The organism is Ornithinibacillus contaminans, from assembly GCF_001038425.2.
Taxonomy (GTDB): Bacteria; Bacillota; Bacilli; order Bacillales; family Amphibacillaceae; genus Ornithinibacillus; species Ornithinibacillus contaminans.
The window spans coordinates 96,360-116,622 of record NZ_LDPV02000046.1 but is presented as its reverse complement, the minus strand read 5'-3'; the positions used below and the strand labels follow the sequence as shown (position 1 = coordinate 116,622).

Annotated in this window: 22 protein-coding genes and 1 riboswitch; of the genes, 9 read left to right on the top strand and 13 right to left on the bottom strand. The window is 37.4% G+C overall.

The features are described 5' to 3' along the window. Nucleotides 1–18: 18 nt before the first annotated feature. Nucleotides 19–363 carry an ArsR/SmtB family transcription factor gene (locus JF53_RS11855; protein WP_047982241.1) on the bottom strand — a complete coding sequence of 115 codons (345 nt, stop codon included), beginning with the start codon at nt 361–363 and terminating at the stop codon, nt 19–21. 252 nt (nt 364–615) lie between these two features. Between JF53_RS11855 and JF53_RS11850 the strand changes: the two genes are divergently transcribed. After that, nucleotides 616–2,202 (top strand): peptide chain release factor 3, encoded by a 1,587-nt coding sequence (locus tag JF53_RS11850; RefSeq protein WP_047982242.1) that lies wholly within the window; start codon nt 616–618, stop codon nt 2,200–2,202. 110 nt (nt 2,203–2,312) lie between these two features. Here JF53_RS11850 and JF53_RS11845 read toward each other — a convergent pair whose 3' ends face one another. From JF53_RS11845 to JF53_RS11830, 5 genes are all read right to left on the bottom strand, one after another. After that, on the bottom strand, nt 2,313–3,182 hold the full coding sequence (locus tag JF53_RS11845) for a protein kinase domain-containing protein (protein WP_047982243.1): 870 nt from the start codon (nt 3,180–3,182) through the stop codon (nt 2,313–2,315). Nucleotides 3,183–3,226: 44 nt separating this feature from the next. Continuing rightward, a complete protein-coding gene (locus JF53_RS17650; RefSeq protein ID WP_162200787.1) occupies nt 3,227–3,391 on the bottom strand; it encodes a hypothetical protein in 165 nt (54 codons plus the stop codon). A gap of 178 nt (nt 3,392–3,569) precedes the next feature. Next, the gene (locus JF53_RS11840) at nt 3,570–4,478 is read right to left on the bottom strand and encodes a fumarylacetoacetate hydrolase family protein (RefSeq protein ID WP_047982244.1); all 909 of its coding nucleotides are present in this window, start codon (nt 4,476–4,478) and stop codon (nt 3,570–3,572) included. A gap of 15 nt (nt 4,479–4,493) precedes the next feature. After that, complete coding sequence (locus tag JF53_RS11835; RefSeq protein WP_053072003.1) at nt 4,494–5,747, bottom strand: nickel pincer cofactor-dependent isomerase, group 22; 1,254 nt, start codon at nt 5,745–5,747, stop codon at nt 4,494–4,496. A 126-nt stretch (nt 5,748–5,873) separates the two neighbouring features. Beyond that, nucleotides 5,874–7,622, bottom strand: a complete 1,749-nt coding sequence (locus JF53_RS11830; protein WP_064965384.1) for a C40 family peptidase — start codon at nt 7,620–7,622, stop codon at nt 5,874–5,876. A gap of 154 nt (nt 7,623–7,776) precedes the next feature. Here JF53_RS11830 and JF53_RS17715 point away from each other — a divergent pair, with 154 nt between their 5' ends. Beyond that, nucleotides 7,777–7,938, top strand: coding sequence for a hypothetical protein (locus tag JF53_RS17715; protein ID WP_169750792.1), 162 nt, complete (start codon nt 7,777–7,779; stop codon nt 7,936–7,938). Between the two features lie 285 nt (nt 7,939–8,223). Here JF53_RS17715 and JF53_RS11825 read toward each other — a convergent pair whose 3' ends face one another. Further along, nucleotides 8,224–9,084, bottom strand: coding sequence for a DUF421 domain-containing protein (locus tag JF53_RS11825; RefSeq protein WP_047982246.1), 861 nt, complete (start codon nt 9,082–9,084; stop codon nt 8,224–8,226). Between the two features lie 96 nt (nt 9,085–9,180). Between JF53_RS11825 and JF53_RS11820 the strand changes: the two genes are divergently transcribed. From JF53_RS11820 to JF53_RS11800, 5 genes are all read left to right on the top strand, one after another. Further along, on the top strand, nt 9,181–9,522 hold the full coding sequence (locus JF53_RS11820; protein WP_047982247.1) for a DUF4363 family protein: 342 nt from the start codon (nt 9,181–9,183) through the stop codon (nt 9,520–9,522). A 92-nt stretch (nt 9,523–9,614) separates the two neighbouring features. Continuing rightward, a riboswitch (TPP riboswitch) is annotated at nt 9,615–9,717 on the top strand. Nucleotides 9,718–9,818: 101 nt separating this feature from the next. Further along, nucleotides 9,819–10,406, top strand: a complete 588-nt coding sequence (locus JF53_RS11815; RefSeq protein ID WP_047982248.1) for a YkoF family thiamine/hydroxymethylpyrimidine-binding protein — start codon at nt 9,819–9,821, stop codon at nt 10,404–10,406. Between the two features lie 12 nt (nt 10,407–10,418). Continuing rightward, the gene (locus tag JF53_RS11810; protein ID WP_047982249.1) at nt 10,419–11,024 is read left to right on the top strand and encodes an ECF transporter S component; all 606 of its coding nucleotides are present in this window, start codon (nt 10,419–10,421) and stop codon (nt 11,022–11,024) included. Further along, nucleotides 11,005–12,597: an ABC transporter ATP-binding protein gene (locus tag JF53_RS11805; protein WP_236686945.1), complete on the top strand. Its 1,593-nt coding sequence runs from the start codon at nt 11,005–11,007 to the stop codon at nt 12,595–12,597. Before JF53_RS11810 ends, JF53_RS11805 begins: the two co-directional genes overlap by 20 nt. Continuing rightward, on the top strand, nt 12,581–13,360 hold the full coding sequence (locus JF53_RS11800) for an energy-coupling factor transporter transmembrane component T family protein (protein ID WP_047982250.1): 780 nt from the start codon (nt 12,581–12,583) through the stop codon (nt 13,358–13,360). Before JF53_RS11805 ends, JF53_RS11800 begins: the two co-directional genes overlap by 17 nt. Nucleotides 13,361–13,417: 57 nt before the next feature. Here the strand turns inward: JF53_RS11800 and JF53_RS11795 are convergent, their stop codons facing one another. The 5 genes from JF53_RS11795 to JF53_RS11775 form a co-directional block, all read right to left on the bottom strand. Continuing rightward, complete coding sequence (locus JF53_RS11795; protein ID WP_047982251.1) at nt 13,418–14,458, bottom strand: FUSC family protein; 1,041 nt, start codon at nt 14,456–14,458, stop codon at nt 13,418–13,420. Nucleotides 14,459–14,631: 173 nt separating this feature from the next. Then, entirely contained in the window at nt 14,632–15,531 is a 900-nt protein-coding gene (cyoE, locus tag JF53_RS11790; RefSeq protein ID WP_047982252.1) for a heme o synthase, read from the bottom strand. A 154-nt stretch (nt 15,532–15,685) separates the two neighbouring features. Then, entirely contained in the window at nt 15,686–16,303 is a 618-nt protein-coding gene (locus tag JF53_RS11785) for an NUDIX hydrolase (protein ID WP_047982253.1), read from the bottom strand. Between the two features lie 12 nt (nt 16,304–16,315). Next, nucleotides 16,316–16,786 (bottom strand): GNAT family N-acetyltransferase, encoded by a 471-nt coding sequence (locus tag JF53_RS11780; RefSeq protein WP_047982254.1) that lies wholly within the window; start codon nt 16,784–16,786, stop codon nt 16,316–16,318. Nucleotides 16,787–16,805: 19 nt separating this feature from the next. Then, complete coding sequence (locus JF53_RS11775; RefSeq protein WP_047982255.1) at nt 16,806–18,023, bottom strand: MFS transporter; 1,218 nt, start codon at nt 18,021–18,023, stop codon at nt 16,806–16,808. Nucleotides 18,024–18,214: 191 nt separating this feature from the next. Between JF53_RS11775 and JF53_RS11770 the strand changes: the two genes are divergently transcribed. Both JF53_RS11770 and JF53_RS11765 read left to right on the top strand, forming a co-directional pair. After that, entirely contained in the window at nt 18,215–19,117 is a 903-nt protein-coding gene (locus tag JF53_RS11770; protein ID WP_047982256.1) for an ABC transporter ATP-binding protein, read from the top strand. Nucleotide 19,118: 1 nt separating this feature from the next. Beyond that, a complete protein-coding gene (locus tag JF53_RS11765) occupies nt 19,119–19,856 on the top strand; it encodes an ABC transporter permease (RefSeq protein ID WP_047982257.1) in 738 nt (245 codons plus the stop codon). Between the two features lie 54 nt (nt 19,857–19,910). Here the strand turns inward: JF53_RS11765 and cspD are convergent, their stop codons facing one another. Continuing rightward, nucleotides 19,911–20,111: a cold-shock protein CspD gene (gene cspD / locus JF53_RS11760; RefSeq protein WP_047982258.1), complete on the bottom strand. Its 201-nt coding sequence runs from the start codon at nt 20,109–20,111 to the stop codon at nt 19,911–19,913. Nucleotides 20,112–20,263 lie beyond the last annotated feature (152 nt).

The window sequence follows — 20,263 nt, the reverse complement described above, 5'->3', positions numbered from 1 at the left end:
AAAATATTCCTCCTCCAACTAACAACACATAATGCGTTTTCCGTTTTTATTCAATTCTTCTATTCTATGATTTTGGCTAGGTAATTGGGTAAGAATTGGTAGGATAAAATCATAGGTTGGATTGTCTTTATTAATAGAATAAAAAATCCACTGACCACGTCTCTCTTCCTTCACTAGCCCAACATCTCTTAATTTACGTAAATGCTGGCTTATTGCCGGTTGACTCATGTTAAATATCTCGACAAACTCACAGACACAGCAATCATTTTCATCTAGGATTTTCATCATCACCAATCTGGTCTTATCCCCAAGGAGTTTCAAGACCAACGAAGCTTGACTAATATCCTCCATCGTTCTAATCATCCCCACACCTCCCATTCATCACCATATAACTATATAACAATTTACTTATATACTCAATAAATATACACACACTTATACAAAGCCCCCAAGAATATAGTATAATAAGATGCTAAGTGGTGCCTGGCACCACCCGAATTTTGTCGGATAATATTTATTTACCAAAAATGATAAAGGGGCGTTAGCCGATGTAAGTAAGATCCCCATTATACAATTTATTCATTCTAAAGGTTTCATATAGAAAGGGATTTACAAATGACTATAAAAGAAGAAGTAGCAAAACGAAAAACGTTTGCCATCATCTCTCACCCGGATGCTGGTAAAACAACATTGACCGAAAAATTATTATTATACGGAAATCTTATCCGTTCTGCAGGTACCGTAAAGGGTAAGAAATCCGGTAAATTCGCAACATCTGATTGGATGGAAATTGAAAAGCAACGCGGAATTTCCGTTACATCTAGCGTGATGAATTTCCCATATAAAGACTTTCAAGTAAACATTTTGGATACACCAGGACACGAGGACTTCAGTGAAGACACGTATCGAACACTTACTGCGGTTGATAGTGTAGTCATGATTATTGATGCTGTAAAAGGGATTGAAGCACAAACGATAAAATTATTTAAAGTTTGTCGCATGCGTGGTATTCCTATTTTTACGTTCATCAATAAATTGGACCGCGAAGGAAAAGAACCACTTGAACTGCTTGAGGAAATTGAGGAAGTGCTAGAAATCGAAACATATCCAATGAACTGGCCAGTAGGAATGGGGAAACGTTTCCTCGGAATATTCGATCGTCATAACGAGAAATTTATTAAGTTTAACGGGAATGAAGATGAAACACACATTCCTTATAGCGAATTGGATAATCCGGATTATCACGATATGGTATCAAAAGTCGAGTTTGAGTCTGCTCGTGATGAACTGGAATTATTGGATGAAGCTGGAGATCAATTTTCAATTGAAGAAGTTTTAAAAGGAGAACAAACACCAGTATTTTTCGGAAGTGCATTGGCTCCTTTTGGTGTCCATGATTTCTTTGATACCTTTATTTCCCTTGCGCCAGCACCGCAGCCTCGTAAGTCAACTGAGGGCATTGTGGAACCAGATAATCAGGATTTCTCTGGATTTATCTTTAAAATCCAAGCAAATATGAATCCTGCTCACCGAGATAGAATTGCTTTTGTCCGCATTTGCTCCGGAAAATTCGAACGTGGAATGAGTGTAAAACTTTCTCGTACAGGAAAAGTATTTAAATTATCACAGTCCCAACAAATCGTTGCCTCATCTCGAGATACCATTGATGAAGCATATGCTGGCGATATAATTGGAATATATGATCCAAACGCCTACCAAATCGGGGATACATTATTGGAAGGAAAAGCTAGCTTTGAATTTGATGAGCTGCCAAAATTCCCACCAGAGGTATTCAAAAAAGTAATGGCGAAGAACGTTATGAAATCAAAACAATTTAAAAAGGGAATCGAACAGCTTGTTCAAGAAGGTGCGATTCAACTATTTAAAGATAAACGAACGGAATCCTACATTTTAGGTGCTGTTGGAGAACTTCAATATGAAGTATTTAAATACCGTATGGAAAATGAATATAATGTTGAAGTAATGTTTGAAACAGTTGGAGAACGTATTCCACGCTGGCTAAAAGCCGAACAGGTTAAAGAGTCCATGTTTGACGATCGTAATTTACTCGTTCGAGATCGGGATGACAATTATCTAGTTCTCTTCCGTAATGAGTTTGCGTTGAATTGGTTCAAGGATAACCATAAGGACATTGAGTTGATTGATTTATTTGAAGTAAATTCGTATGATCAGGTGAAATAGCAACTAGAGCTTAAGTCGATTTACATCTGGCTTAAGCTCTAGTTTTTTTCTCTTGAATAAAGCTTATAAAAATGACACTGTGTACCATACTTTTATATTATCTGGTGTTTTCAATCACTTGAATCCAATGCCATCTTCCAACGCTCAGAAAACTCCTTTACAGTCGAAAATCGTTTACTTTTATCCTCTTGTACTGCCTTAATTGCCACATCGTATAATTCCTTCGATGCCTGCCACTTTTCCAGTGATCGATCCAATTCTCCCCCTAAAAGGCAAAAAGCAGTGGCACCCATTCGAAAGACGTTTGTCCGCTCATCAATCTCTGCTCCTAATTGGAACTCCTCTGGGGACATAAAGCGCGAGGATCCCCAAAGTCTGCCCATCGTATTTTGAAATGGCTTCTTTTGATACAAATCAATATCACATATTCTAGATTGGTTATTTACAAAATCGTAAAGGATACTCCCATCATAAAAATCAACCGCTATAAAATCCTTTTCTTCAACCAATACATGGAATTCAATAATCTGATTAAATGATTCTATACGATTCTTTATTGGTAACTGGCGAAAGCGATAAAACGGAGAATCTGGATGGTGATATTTTAGTGGCGGAGGAAATTTCCAATGCGGGTGTAATCCTTCCCCTTCAAACCAATCAAACACTAATGCATATCCCTTATCTGTCTCAAAATGATCTACTAAATTTACTAAAATCGGGTGTCTCATTCCCACATACAACCGAATAGACCGTTTTAAATTTTCAACCGCAGCCTCTGGTTCAACAGAAGCGTTCAATGTTTTCGCACCTGCGTACTTTACGAAATATTTGGTACCATTTTTTTCTACGCCAAAGCTAATATTACCAGAGTCCTGTTCATCGAAAACACAAAATACATTTCCAAAACGATTCATCCAATCAAAATCATGGTTCTCTGTTAATTCAAATGATACATTATTAATTCTAAACTTCTTACCCATCCGATACCTCTACTTTTTCCTTATGTTAAATTACTAAATATAAACTATCTCTCTTTCTTTTTAGACATCCCCATATAAACTAAAGTGCTTATCAAAAAGCCCATTCCTAGACCGATAAAAAGTCCAGCCCCAACATTCCCTAGCGCCTTACCGATGCCTAGACCAATAAATAGCCCCGCAGGGATAAACAAATTATTTTTATTATCCACCGACAATCCCCCATTCCTCTCCATATTTGCCTATAGTTACTACTATTCTACCATTATATTCCCGGCCATTCTTTGAAATTATTAATCCTTATGGTATGGTCACTTAATGGATAGATAAAAGTAGAAATACACACTGAAATCCATCTCCGGAAATCAGTGTGCACCTTTTCTACCTTCCTTACTTACTAACCTTCTCAACCTCTGCGCTACTCGTTACCTTTAAATCCTTAACGGAATTAACTAAGCCTTCAAAGCCATCAATATGACATTCTATTGAATCACCTTCAGCGATTGGAACCGCTCCTGGAGTACCGGTAGAGATAATATCACCTGGTTTTAATGTCATTACCTTTGAATGGAAAGAAACTAATTCCCACGGTTTAAATGTCATATTCTCCACGACGTTTTTCCGGTGAATGCTTCCATTGATTACGGTCGATACATTAAGCTTTTGTACATCCTCTACTTCATCGACCGTTACCAATTGTGGTCCAAAGCTAAAAAAAGTATCAAAGCTTTTAGAGCGAGTTAAATAGCGAGGATTTTTTTCCAAAATATCCTCTGCTGTCATATCAATAATCGTCGTAAATCCTGCGATGACATTGGGCACATCTTCTATCTCCACATTCTTACATTCCTTCCCAATAATAACACCAAGCTCTGCTTCTGCAGTGGTTCGATGGGATTGAAGAGGTACTTCAATCGTATCACCATACCCAATAATTGCCGTATCAGGTTTCATAAAGCTTGCTGGTTCTGTATTCGGTGCAACTTCATTTAAATCAGAGGCATGGTCAACATAGTTTAAACCAATTCCCCAGATTTTGCTTGGATGGCGATAAAGCGGACGGTATTCCACCACTTCTGGAGCTAATAGATCGGCTCCTGCTTCCTGTAACATATAATCGCCTTTTTCCTGAACAAAATGCTTTAATTCATCTAATTTTTGTCGTGTAATAATATCAAATAGTTCTGTCGGCCAAGTTTGTTCAAACAACGCATTTATTTTTTCTATCGGTAATAAACCTTCCTCCAGAACTAATGCGGCTTGCTCTCTTCCATCATGAAAAATAGTTGCTAAACGCATGCTCCCTCTCTCCTTTTATGTATTTGTAGATAATTTATATGCTAATTCCTGTTGATGGTAATCAAACTCAAATCGCTGAATCACCTCATAGTCAATGGACTCATCTATTTTCTCTAAAGCAGTTTCTGAAACAATTAAGCGATTCAAATGTAATGTATTGGCAATTTGAACAAGACACGCCTTTTCCCTATTAAAATCAGGCCCAAGACTAACAAACGCTTGTTCAATCGCGTCCTGTTCTGTTGGATAAATAAACGGAAACATTGCTCTTCTTAAAAAAGTACTCGTAATGCAATTCATATAGGTCGCTTGCCTATCTACCTTGTTGAATAATTTTTCTGTGGTAAAATCAGCCAAGCCAACACCTTGTGCATTTCCATGCGATGCTGCCACTAAATCCAACACTGCAATTCGTTTAATAGCAGGTGTTTTCGGCTCTGGAACGCCATCAATACGCCACCGGCCAATAATGTTTGGGTCCATTCCTGTTCCACTGAAACTTTTTCCCATCTCCTCTACAATTAATACATCTATTTCTTTCACTGGAAGGGAGGGCATTCGTTTCTTGGATTGTTCTAATAACAGTGCTTCCTCAACGAACCAATTTTCAATCGAAACTCCTTTTATAATTGCTGTCTCGTCGTAACTATTTTCAACAATCGCAAGTCCCATACAAATAGGTGAATGCTCTACGGCATATTTCGTACCCTCAGTAATATTGAATTCCATGTTTTCAGCGCCTTGACTATGGACAAAGCTCGCACCCTTTTGTTTTCCCAAGCCAATCATGACCATCTTACTTAAACCGCTTTCAATTTTCCCGCGAAAAGCAGTGTGTGACTTAACACGATTGATCACAAGTATGGCATCTGCTTCATAGGCATGTTTATCCATATATACAGGCAACTGATCATGTATAATACCGAGTTGCACGACTTCCATAGATGAAAGAATCGGTACTTGTAATGCCTCTTCTGTTATTCCAAGATGTTTCAGCACCTCAACTTGCCCAGCTGCAGTAGCACCTCCATGACTTCCCATGGACGGGACGATAAAAGGACTCAGTTGTTTCTGTTTAAGGAAATTTATTACTTCCTGAAGTATCGTAACAATATTCGTTATTCCTCTACTTCCTGCTGTTATTGCTACTCGTGAATTTGGAGGTAGTGCGTATAGTTTCTTATTTTGCCCGAGTTCATTCCAAACAGTTTGCTTAATGTCCACTACTTTTTCATCGCTAAACTTTTGTTCAATTTCGTAAACAAACACTATGTCCCTCCTCTCGAGCAGAACTTCAAATATCAGTATACAATATATTTTCTAAATATTCATTACAAATACAAAAAAATGCACACAGCCCTAACTTGTGTGCATTTCAATATCGTATCATTCTTACTAATAAATCCGCTTCGCTCCAACATAGTATTTTGCCCAGTAACTGTTATCCATCGTATAAATTGCAATTCCCTTGGAACTAGTGGCTGAAATCCACTGATTATCACCAATATAAAATCCAACATGTGTAATGGAGCCATTCGTATTTTGAGAATAAAATACTAAATCACCTGGTTGTAGGTTTGCTGTTGATATGGCTTTACCTTGTGTATAGAGCCCTGCTGAAGTATTTCTAGCCATATTGACACCATGCTTATTAAACATATAATACACAAACCCTGAGCAATCAAAGCCTGAGGGTGTTGTTCCACCCCATAGATACGGGACGCCAATATAACTTCGTGTATCTTTTATAAGACTTTGTTTAACGACAGCGTGCTCAATCGCCGTTGTTGTGGCCGCATCTATTTTTCCGGTTACACCAAGTCCATAGTCTGATTGAAAGTTTTTAATTGCAGTGGTTGTCGGAGCATCGTAGTTACCAGTCATCGTTGGAACAGCATAATATCCTAATGTTTGTAAACTACGTTGGACTGTTTGCAGTGAGGTATCAACCTTTTGATTCGATTCCGAATTCCCTGCTGCAGACCCATTTGGAATTTTTAGCACCTGACCAACTGAGATCGTATTATTCGTCAACTGGTTACTTACTTTTAATTGATCTACTGTTATCTGATACCGATTTGCAATACTGTATAAGGTATCACCAGCAGAAACCGTATGACTAGTGGCAGCGGTCCCTCCTTCTGCTGGGGTTACTACTGGTGCTAAAACACCAGATTCTTGTTTTGGGATAACCAGTATCTGTCCTACGCTTAGATTATCCGTATCTAAATTATTTGAGCTTCGAATCGCATCGACACTAACTTCATATCGCTTTGCAATTGCCCACAAACTATCACCAGCAACAACCTTATATTGAATATTAGCTGTTGAGGGAATCGTTGTAACTGTATTATCAGGTGTAGTGCTTCCTGCTGGTATCGTTAATTTTTGCCCGATACGTAATGTGTCAGATGTTAAGTTATTGATCGTCTTAAGTGCACTTACCGTAACCTGATAACGATTTGCAATCGCCCATAGACTGTCACCAGTTGCTACTGTATAGGTGGACTGTACTTGTTCGGCAGTTGAATCACCTGTTGGTTGACCACTAATTAGTTTAGGAATGGTTAGAATTTGTCCAACATAAACGACATCTGACGTCATATTATTAGCAGCTTTGATTGCATCCACAGTTATCCCATATTGTCTAGCGAGAACGGATAAATAATCCCCTTTTCCTATCGTATGAAAGGCTTGTGGGATTATAAGCTTTTGATTAATCGTTAACGTATTAGAAGTTAAAAAGTTCGCTTGTCTTACATTATCAACTGAAGTATTAAATTTATTAGCGATGCCCCAAAGCGTATCACCTGAATTAACTTGGTAATAAATCGAATTAGACTGTACCATTTGTGAGGTTGGCGAACTAGTTGCTTCCGCAGCCTCTACAGCTGTTACATCCCCTATTAATGGAATCGATGTGATTGCTAAACCACCGATTATGACTTTTACTGTAGTTACCCGTATTTTTGGGTAGTTTTCCTTTACTAAATGCTTTACCGAAGTAAGAAATTCACGCTTACCCTTAGGGTTATCTCCTAATTCACTAGAAAATTCCTCTGTTTGGTCATCTAAATATACGATAAGTTCATAAGCATCACTAGTTGCAATCTGCTTAAGCTCATGCTTAAAATACTGATCCAAAATCCACTACACCTCCAAAAGAATATATCCCTAGTTTCCATAAAACCTCCCAAAAGTATGCAATAGGGTGCCTGGCACCACCCGATTTTTGTCGAATCATTTAGTTCGGTTAAAGTTTTACGGTCAGGTAATACTAGCAAATGGAGGTGTCTTAATGGAAAAGGATTACCGAGAATATCGTACCGGACAAGGTGTCCCTAAGTCAGGTTCCTATATCTGCCAATCCGGTGCAAAGGCGAATATGAACAAGGACGATAAATTTCCAGTTTGCCCTGATAGTGGACAAGATACTTACTGGCAGCATGACACCGAATAATGAAAAAAACTTTGTCCCGCTTACAGGACAAAGTTTTTCGTGTCTTTATTGAAGTTGTATTTATATAATCAAATCGTTGCAACGAAATGCAAAAACACATCTGTTCCTTCTAAAAATAGTTTCTTTTCGTTCATACCTACTTCTCTAGCTACTGCTCATTTCTTGTCCAAACAATTCCGGAATATATGTGATAATACCATATTTCACTCGAAAATAAGTCGGAAAATAATAGTACTTAACTAGTGGCAGATTGTTTTCGACAAAATTCGGGTGGTGACAGGCACCCTACCTTAAATATGGTGATATGGTATCTAGGATGTTTTGTAGGTTTTGTGCTTGTTTGGTGTACATTTGCTTTGCTTCTTGATTTTCGGTTTGTAAGGCAAAGCTTTCGAGGTCTGCCTGTATTTTTTTCAAGCTTGCAGCTAATAATGGGCGCTGTTGAACCTTTTCTCGCTTTAAATTATCTTGGTATAAATCAGCATACACATTACCTTTTGAATCAATTTGAGCTAAAAATACATCTTGGAAATCACCAGCACCCTGCACTTGGATTTCCGCTAATAGCCACTCTTTGGTGTAGCCTAGCTTTTTCAAACTATTTTTCATCACTTGTCCATCTGAAATTACAATAGCCGGACCATGATCGCGTTCAATTGGAATCCCTAAAATTCTTGAAGTAACCGGCTGCTCCTCGGATTTTTTTAATATACTTAGTTCTCCATTTGTTTCAAATATTGCCATCTCCACATCCTCAACATTAAAGACACCCTTCTCTCGTAATAACAGCATTAATTCTTTTACTGCGAGCTGATTTTTCTTTAAGTTTTTCTCCAATATTTTTCCTTTTTCAATCACCATATCTGACTTTCCATCTGTCAGCTGTAAAATTGTTCTCGATTTTAATCCTAGATACCCTAAAATTATCGGAAATAATCCCCACACTAGAAGTGCCATCAAGCCATTGGTAATCTTAATATTTTGATCAACAGCCATACTGGCAGCAACTGAACCAATCGTAATCCCCACACAATAGTCAAAAAATGTGAGATGCGATATTTGCTTTTTCCCCATTATACGAGCCATGACTAATAATAAAATAAAAGCAATTACAGACCGAATGATTGTTATTGCATATTCGGGCAATTCTTATCCCTCCACTACATTTAAGGTGTAAAAATATGTAAGCTTTTTATAGTATTGGATAATCTAGAAATATAATTCAAGCTATGGAGGAATCCTATGGATAAAAAAATAATGGTTCTAGTTACAATCACGTTCCTTTTCTTAACCGGGTGCACTGGTTTAGTTGGCGGTAAAGAATTCTTCGAAAAAATCAACTCATTAGAAAGCACGTTATCTTATGAGGATTGGAAAACAGCGCAATCTGAAGTGGACGCATTAGATCATGTTTACCATGAGAAAGTGTGGAAGCTACAATTGCTTGGAGACGAGAGCGAATATGAGGGAATGTTTCAGAGCTTGGAAAGACTAAAAGCAGCTATTGATCAGCAGGACGCTACACAAGCCTTAGTTGAGCTAGCCACTATCAGAGGCATACTGGAAGGCATTTATTCATTGTAATTTCATTCGACAAATTTCGGGTGGTGACAGGCACCCCCCTTTACTTTTTTTTATTATTTGTTTATAGTAGTGCTGTAACATAATTGCATATTCGTGAACACTAGGGGAGCTGCGTGACGCGGCTGAGAAGGCTTGGCCTGACCCTTATTACCCGATCTGGATAATACTAGCGTGGGGAAGTGTAGTTCGTTGTGTGTATTTAATTAGTCAATTCGTATTTCCTTACATACAGCCGTAAACTGCATTCCATCGGGGTGCAGTTTTTTTTGTTACAAAAAAATTTAGGAGGAGTTCTTATGAACACAGCTTGTGGAACTAGTAGAATCGTAGGTTGTCAGTTTACCCTTTTACCAATGAGTGATGATTTTGTAGACATCATTCTATCAACACTTAATACGGTAAATACATCAAAGGTTTGGAAGGATACAGATGACGTCAGTACTTGTATTCGTGGGAAAATGGTCCATGTATTTGACGTCACAAAAGCGATATTCTTACATGCAGCAAAAACAGGGAAGCATGTCGCGATGAGTGGGACGTTTTCGATTGGATGTCCTGGCGATTCCAGTGGTGATGTTTACATGGATGAAACAGACGACGCCTTAAACGAAGAGCTTGCTAGCAGCATCCACCAGCAAGCAGGTTGTAAATTCGCCCTCTATCCGATGGGAAGAGAAGATTATATGGACACGATTTATGAACAAATTGATTTATCAAAGTCACGAGGTGTAACAGTTAGTCATAGTCACTATGCTACCCGTCTTGATGGGGATGCACATGACATTTTCCAAGCCCTTCAAGAAGCATTCGAAAATGTTCAAACTACGGTTTCCCATGTCACAATGACATTTATGATTTCAGCAAACAGTCCATCAACAAAGTAAAGGAGAATTCACATGACAAATCATTGGAAGCTAAAAGAAATTATCTTAATGTCTATCCTAGGGGTTGCATTTGGGGTTATCTATCTATTATTCTTCTTCGTTGGGCAGGCACTCACGACATTCCTTACCCCATTTGGATTAGGACCACTTGGATATGAATTCATCTTTGGTATCTGGTTTATTGTCTCGATTTTAGCAGCTTACATCATTCGCAAACCAGGTGTTGCATTAATGGCAGAAGTAATTGCGGCGATTGTTGAAGTATTGATTGGAAGTTCAGCTGGCCCTTCACTCATCATTAGTGGCATGATTCAAGGTGCTGGTGCTGAATTTGTTTTCGCATTAACAAAATGGCGTAATTACCGATTACCAGTTTTAATGCTTTCCGGTGTGTCAGCAGCAATCTTTAGTTTCGTATGGGGGATCTATATATCGGGAATCTTCGCACTCGAACCATGGATTATTATTACCTCATTAGCAATTCGTATTGTAAGTGGTGCACTACTTGCTGGGTTACTAGGAAAATGGCTTGGCGATCAGCTTGCAAAAACAGGTGTACTACGAGGATATGCAATAGGAAAGGAGCTGCAACAAAGACGTGGAGAACGTGCAGCCTGACCTAAATAAAACCTTACTTAAACTGAGAAACTTTTCCTTTGGATATGAAATCACTGGGGATACCTATATCCTCCGTGACCTCAGTTTCACCCTTCACACCAATGAAGTAACATTGCTAATGGGAGCGAGTGGATCTGGAAAAAGCAGTCTAGCACTCTGTTTAAATGGTTTATACCCAGAAGCAGTTGAAGGAATAGCCAAAGGCGACATATATTTTAACAATCAAAATCTTAAAGACTTCCCAAAGGGGGAATTAGCCCAGCATATCGGTGTAGTCTTTCAGGATCCAGAAAGTCAATTCTGCATGATAACTGTTGAGGACGAACTAGCCTTTACGTTAGAGAATTTGAAGGTTCCTACACGAGAAATGCCTGAGCGCATATTAGAGGTTCTTCGTTTAGTTGGGATGGAAAATCATCTAACTACTAACTTACATGAACTATCCGGGGGTGAGAAACAAAAGATTGCACTGGCTGCCGTTCTCTTACTAACACCTAAGTTCATCCTATTAGATGAACCAACAGCAAATTTAGATCCTGAATCAAGCATAGAATTTATCTCACTTATCCAGCGTATCCAACTAGAAAGAAATCTAGCTATCTTGATCATTGATCACCAAGCCGATGATTGGTTACCACTAATCGATCGTTTACTAATTCTTGGAAAAGACGGGAGAATCCTCATCGACGGACCCCCTGAAAAAATTTTCAACGAACAGGATCAGCTACTACGAGATGTCGGCATATTTCTACCAAAGGCAATCCAAGATAACCAACCATTTTACAAAAAAGGTTCACTACAGGAAACTAAAACGCTTTTAACGATTGAAAACTTAACATTTCAACGTAACCAGCATCGTATTCTACATGAAATTAATCTAAAACTCTATCAAGGGGAGTTCGTCTCGATTGTCGGCAGAAATGGCGCGGGAAAATCAACCCTCCTGCAGCTAATGGCGGGAATTATATCACCTGACAACGGCGTAATCACCCTTTTGAATAAACCACTAATGAAGTGGAAAGAAAAAGAATTACGCAAAGAAATTGGCTTTGTATTTCAAAATCCAGAGCACCAATTCATTACCGATACGGTTATGGATGAGATTACGTATGGCATGAAATTAACTAGATATGCGGAGGAAACAGTAAGTAACCGTGCAGAAAGCTTACTAACTCAATTTGATTTGCAAAAGTACCGCTATAGTAATCCATTTTCACTCAGTGGTGGCCAGAAACGGCGTTTAAGTGTTGCCACCATGTTAGATGAAATTCCCAAGCTATTATTATTTGATGAACCAACTTTCGGCCAAGATGCACACACGACACATGAGCTTATAGAAACAATAATGAATCTGAAAGAAAAAGGAACCACGATTGTAATTATTACACATGATATGGATCTTGCTGATTTGTCAGATAGACTATTTGTCATAGGTAATCAGGAAATCATTTTTTCTGGTGAACCGGATTGTTTGTGGCAGCAATCTGAAATTATAAAAAAAGCCAAACTAAGACTACCATATCATTTACAAAATGAGTTTAGAGTAGGTGTGCCACATGATAGCGTCCATTAATCCATCCATCAAAGCATTTTCTGTGTTAATTCCTGGTGTATTATTGGGACTACACTATGATATTTTTACACCACTTCTTTATTTACTGCTTGTCCTAGTCATTACATTTTTCGGGGCGAGAATTCCAATTATAAAATGGTTAAAGGTTTTCACACCATTTCTATTCATCGCGCTTGGTTTTGGCTGGATGACCATGCTATATACAAGTAATGAATTTACTAGTGGTGAGGTCTTGTTTTCCGTTTGGAAGTTCGATGTGACAGAAGGGAGTCTAATAACAGGCATTAGTCTCGCCTTACGTTCACTTTGTTTTGTGGCGCTCTCATTATTATTTATATTCACAACCGATTCAACCAAATTCATGTTGAGTTTAATGCAGCAATGTAAGCTCCCACCAAAAATCACTTACGGCATTCTGGCAGGTTATCGTTTCTTGCCTACGTTTCAACAAGAATTCCAAATCATTAAGCAAGCACATCGAATCCGTGGCGTTTCAAGAACACCAGGATTCGGTGGGAAATTACAGCAAATCAAACGTTATGCCATTCCATTACTAGCGAATGGTATTCGCAAGGCTGAGAGAGTCGCAATCGCCATGGAGTCAAAAGGATTTACCGGAGATACCGAGCGTACCTACTATCATGAAATGAAAATAAGTATTCGTGATTGGTTATTCTTATCCATGATGATTGGCGCATTATTTATCATTGCTAGCCTCTCTTACCTTTTCGGGTACTTATCGATTTTGGGGCACAAACTATAATAGAAAAAAGGATACCTTATCGCCAAGGTATCCTTAAACATTAAAACGATCAATATTCTATTCCTTTACTTCTTTCAACCTGATAAATCGCTCCAACTTATTTAATTCCGAAAATAATTCGATTATACTGTTCGCAATTGGAAATACATACGCCCACTTTGCAAACTCGGCACCCTGTAATTCCTCAATCAAATGATTAATTGTTACCTGCATCGCTGCTTTTGTTTCTTTTTGCAAATCCTTATCCAAAACTACTTTATCTTCATACAACAGTAAAATATTCTCGCTATACGTGTTAATTTCTTGTACAAGCTTCTTAATTAAGAAAGCCTTATTGCTTGGCATCTGTTCAACTGCGTTCATGTTCTTCTCTAATTGCCGAATCAACGTTTGTTTTTTACTTAGTACAATAATCATATGTTTATAAACGATAATACTTCTAAAAAAACTTAGCCGCTTTTGAATAAATAAGCGATTCCGTTCATCCGCTATGATTTCATAGTAATCCTTCGCTTGATTTATAAGCTTCTCGACTTCGCGGTCCTCAGCTTTCATTTGCGGAACACTCATCGTTTTATTGGTAATTACTCGGAGCATAAAATTCGTTCGTTCAAATGCGTTTTTAATAATAGTAAATAAGATTTTTTTATGATCAGGAGGCATTACTAATGCATTAATTATAAACGCAGCCAATACCCCGATTGCTACTAATGATAATCGTTCGATAATATAAAGATAGCTAATACCACCTTCTCCACCTAACATCATCGTAATAATCGTTAGTACGGTTAAGCTAACTGTTTTATTTAGCCCAAGCTTCACGTTGATTGCAATGGACATAATAACGACAGCCCCAACAGATAGCGGATGACTGCCTAATAGAAAATAACCTAATAAGGCAAAAACAATCCCAACACTATTCGAAATCACTACTTCTTTTATATAAGCATAGGACCTCATAATTGATGGCTGCATCGCTAAGACCGCTGCGATTGCTGCCACAATCTCCAAATCTAATTTAAGAATATCTGTTACCAGCAAGGTTAATGCCACGGCAAGCCCGGTTTTTACCATACGCGGACCAATATTAAATTCCATAATTGCACCTCATACTACACATAATCATTCAAACTCGAAATTAAACATCAGAATTATAAGATAGCCCTATTATAGTGATTCCGTCAAGTGTTTTCAATGTAATTTATGCTCTTAACCATGGTTTTGATAAAATACTGTACTCAAAAAGAAAAAAAGTTCAAAATGAACTTTTTTTAATATAAATCAAATATAATTCCCATTGTTGAATAAATAATGATGGTTGAATAAAGGATTGTCATATATAAAAGCGAATAAATAAATAATATTTTTGCCCATTTCGTTGAATCCTTTTGTTTGAATCCAAGAACACTTAACGTTAACCACCCTATACCTAATAGAAGTGCAACTAACATTAGTCCTAAACTTAAGGTTCCTAATAACGAGCTAACTACGATTAGGATTACCAAATAAATATTCGTTTGGATATATGTTCTTTTAATTCCCTTTACGACCGGAAGCATCGGAACATTAGCAGCTTTGTAATCATCATTACGACGTATCGCGATTGCATAGAAATGCGGCATTTGCCAAAGGATCATGATTACAAATAAACCTAGTATTGCTGGATGGGTAATATCTGGATAGATAGCTGCCCAACCAATTAATGGGGGTGTTGCACCTGACAAGCTACCAATCTCGGTATTATAAACGGTTCTTCGCTTACTCCACATGGTATACGGAACCATGTATAAAAACAAACCTAAGAAGCCTAAGGATGCTGCTAATAATGTTGTTTGTGCTAGAATTACAATTCCAACAACAGCCATTCCTATTGCAAGCCATAAAGTGGTTTTAAAGCTTATCGTACCCGTTACGGTCGGCCTTACCTTTGTTCTTTCCATAACCGCATCAATATCTCGGTCATATAGATTATTAAAGGCTCCTGCCGCTCCAATAATTAGTGCTGTTCCAATAATAGCAAAGATAATTTCTGGAATTTTATCTGTGAATTCCATTTGATAGGTATATAGAGCAAGGGTTAATCCAGCAATCATCGGAATTAAATTCGATCGAATAATACCAGCTTTAACAGTTGCTGTAAACAAATCTTTTAACTCTCGTGTCTTTTTCATGGTACGTAAAATTTCCCTTCTATCTTTCCATTATCCAATGTGGACAATGTTCCTTACCATACTTCTATACATTGTATCACTTCTTAGCCATTTTATCTCACTATAAATCGTACATTTTGTTGAATTTTCATGAACCGTGTTATGTAACATTCATTTAATCGAAGAGTACTTTGTCATCATTATTATGACGCAATTGAAAGATAGCCTTTATCTGTGATTCTGTATTTCTTCCAACAGATAGTACTGGCAATTCATCCTCTGCAAAAAATTCGACCCTATTCGTCTCAACACCACTAACTGCTTCCCCACCAATAATTTCACACTGAATAAATAGTTTATAAACATGATAAGCAGACGGTGGATGAGGATGACATTTCTTATCCAATACACCTAATAATTTTGTCGCACGAACTTCAAATCCAGATTCCTCCTTGACCTCTTTGACTGCGACCTCACTTGGGGTTAGCCCTATATCCGCCCAACCACCTGGTAATGCCCAGTTACCATCAGAATTTTCCTGAACCATTAATAATTTATTATCACGAAATATAACTGTACGAATATCAACTTTTGGAGTCGCGTAACCAGTTTCTGAAGCAAACAAATCCTTTATTATTGTCTTATCCATTCCTGTTTGATGAACTAACATCTCTATACTTATCTCACGAATTGCTTCGAACCTTTCGAGGTCATAGATATCTTTTGAATATGTTAACCCGGCTTGCGCAATTGCTTGTAATTCCTTCGCCCACTTTAGCCATTTTGGTTCCATTGAACTACCCCTTTATTGGATAAATTTTTTATAATAGACTAATGTAGCCCTTTCATTGATTTCTTTTACGATTCCTGTTTTAACATATCCTATTTTTTCATATAGATAACAATTACCCACTTCTTCTTGCAACGTAGCTAGTTCCCATATTTTGAATTCATCATACATCATCTCCAGCATATCCAATGTCTTCTGTGCAATACCTCTCCCTTGATAGTCAGGTGCAATAAACATCGGACTTATCCATATCGCTTCCCCATGTCTTGCGATACAGATTGCCCCTACCATTTTTTTATCCAGTAGTATCTTATAAAAAGCCCCTTTTGGATTGGATATTCTCTTAACAACTCGCACAATTGACTCATTTGCTGGAGAAGCATGATAGTCTTGGTATTTTTTCAATAATGGCTTGAAAGATTTTACTTGCATCGTTAATATTGCCTCAGCATCTTCTAATTTTGCTTGCTCTAACTCAATATTCATCGATTCCCCTCCTAATAATCTAGCATTCGATAAAATATCTCTCCTTCTTTTGCTTAAAAACATTAATAATAACGATTGCCGATGCAAGCAACATTCCGATAACCAATATAATAATCGTGACCCTTAGCGGAATAATTTCTGCAACTGTTCCAACTAATAACACAAGAACAATTTGGAAAAAGCTTTGTAACAATTGAAAAATACTCGTGACTCTCCCCATTAGATGGACTGGCACATTATTTTGATAAAAGGTAACTATCCCAGCATTTAGAAATGTATTGAAAAATCCTAGTATGATAAATCCAACGGCAATGGAGAGAAACGACCAAGCGAACGCATAAATTATGTAACCCACTGTTTGCATAAAAATTCCGATAGAAATTAAATAGCGTAATGAAAACTGATTCGAAAATATAGAAACTAAAAACGCTCCTATTACCGATCCAATCCCAGTAATACTAATCAGTAAACTATAGTCCGTTTCAGATAACCCAACAATACTTTGAGTAAAGACAACCTCCTGTGTATCTGCAGCAAAAGCAAAAAGCGTCATCGCTATAAATGTCATATATACAATAGCGACATAGCTATTTTCTTTGATGAATAGAATGCTTATGGAGAAGTCCTCTTTAATTTGTTGAACCGATAATGATGGGATGGATTCCTTATCATGCATATCAGTTTCTGGTAGTAAAATCAGTAATAATGCAGCCAGAATAAAAGACGATGCATTTAAAAACAGTGCTGTGTCTACATCACTAATTAGTATTAACGTACCCGCAATAGCAGGACCAATAATAAAAGCTCCGGAACTGGTTAAAGAACGTATGGAATTATATCGCTTTCGAATTTCTTTTGGTATTAATTGCGTTGTATAAGTCATTGAAGAAGGAATAAAAAACGCCTGTGCAATGCTTAATCCTACTAAAACAATATAGATGAACCATATCGATGGTAGAAAAGGTATGCAAAATACCAATACAGCTCTAGCAAGATACGTTGCAATCATAATCTTTCGTTTACTACGATAGTCTATAAAGCTACCAGTCCAAAATTTTGTTAGAACATTTACAGCCGGGGTGATTATCCATAAACCTGCGACAGCTGTTGCTGATCCTGTCATTTGGAACACTAATATATTTATAGCTACTAAGTAAATAAAGTCCCCTACTCCCGCTATTCCTGCAGAAGTTAAAAGAATGGTTGGCTGTTTCCATTTCATAAGTTTGTTACGCATTTTCATTCTCTCTCCATTATGTGTTTTGTACTACTATTCTAACATATTGCAATTATGAACTTATAAAAGCTTGAAAATTGGTCTAGTTTCATTTTCGAGTACAGATTCACTATTTTTCCAATCTGTAACATTTATTTGAAAATTTATGTTTTAATATAATTATCTGATTTAATTTAAATGGAGGTTTAAAAATGGCAATTGCAGTACAGCTAAATAACGTTACCAAGAACTATGGTATAACAGCAGCAGTACAAAATATTTCACTCACCATTGAGAAGGGAACAACTGTGGCAATTTTAGGACCTAATGGTGCTGGTAAAACAACTACCATTTCCATGATGCTTGGACTGTTAGAGCCTACGAGTGGTGATGTCCGGCTCTTCGAGAAAAATCCAAAGGAAATTGTGGTTCGTGAAAAAATAGGAGCTATGCTGCAGGATGTGAGTCTTATCGATAAACTGAAGGTCCATGAAGTTATTAAATTGTTTAGAAGCTACTATAAAAATCCATTATCCATTGAGGAACTGGTTGAAATTACTGGCTTAGAGCCAGAAGACTTAACGAAATGGGCTACTAAATTATCTGGCGGTCAAAGGCGAAGAGTTGCCTTTGCGCTTGCACTAGCAGGAAATCCTGACTTAGTGTTTTTAGATGAACCTACAGTTGGTCTCGATGTTACAGCTAGGAGAAAATTCTGGGAAAAGATTGATATCCTAAAAGCTAGCGGTAAAACCATTATCTTCTCCACCCACTATTTGGAAGAAGCTGATGATGTCGCGGAACGGATCATCCTATTTAATAAAGGAGAAATCATTGCTGATGGAAAACCAGCTGAAATAAAGCAAAAGTTTAGGAGAAGTACTATCTCATTTCAAACCGACAATCCAGATGCTTTACCTAAACTAAAAGCACTACCGAATGTACTAGATTGTTACATGGAAGAAGAACGCATCTGTATCATAACCGAAGAAACCGATGCCGTTCTGGAAACAATCTACAAAGAGAATTTCATACCAAAAGACATGCAAATTGAACACGGAAGATTAGAAGAAGTATTTGAACATTTAACCTCAAATCAAGGGGAGGTAAGTTAGCATGAAAGCTATATCGATGCAATGTAGAATGGAAATTATCCGTATATTCCGCAACCCGTACTTTGTATTTTGGACATTGTTTATGCCAATTGTATTTTATTTTATCTTCACGAAAATCGTAAATGCTAATATACCTGATCGAGAATTGTGGCAAGCACATTATCTAATGTCTATGACTACTTTTAGTCTGATGGGTTCTGCCATTATGACATTTGGAATTGTGTTAGTTCAAGAAAGAAGTCAAGGTTGGTCGAAGTTCTTAAAGCTGACCCCTTTACCTTCTTGGGCATATATTACTTCTAAAATGATTGCACAATCGGTTGTACATATTGGCTCCATTATCATTATTTTCTTAGCAGGTATTATTATTAATGGTGTGTCACTATCTTTCGTACAATGGCTGACAGCAGGTGCTTGGATCCTATTAGCTTCTTTCCCATTTCTTGCAATGGGCACTTTAGTGGGGACAATGAAAAAAGTAGAAACTGCAGCTGGGGTTAGCAATATCCTCTATTTACTGTTAGCAATACTCGGTGGAATGTGGTTCCCAATGTCAGGCTTTCCCGACATTTTACAAGCGATTGGAAAGTGGTTACCATCCTATAATTACGGAAATGGCGCCTGGGAAATTGTTCGAGGAAACTTTCCCGAATGGAGCAACATTTTAGTATTAAGTGTATACTTAATTATTTTCATCGTTTTATCATCAATCCTATATCGGAAACAAGATATTACATAATAAAGCATAATAAAAATCCCTTCTCAAATTGAGAAGGGATTTTTCATCAGTTACTTACGCTTTTTCAACGTTAGCAGCTTGTGGTCCACGGTTACCTTCAGTGATTTCGAAAGTTACTTGTTGACCTTCTTCTAGAGTTTTGAATCCGTCGCCTTGAATAGCTGAGAAGTGTACGAATACGTCGTCTCCACCTTCAACTTCGATAAAACCAAAACCTTTTTCTGCGTTAAACCATTTAACTGTACCTGTGTTCATCTAAATGACCTCCATGTGTGCTTGGCACGTTTATTACTAATTTCAGTTCAAGATAATAATTCAAGACGAAGATAATCACTAGAAAGTTATTACATAAATCTTGTATTGCTAGCACGAACATCAATAAGTTATTACTAGTATAACACAAGCAT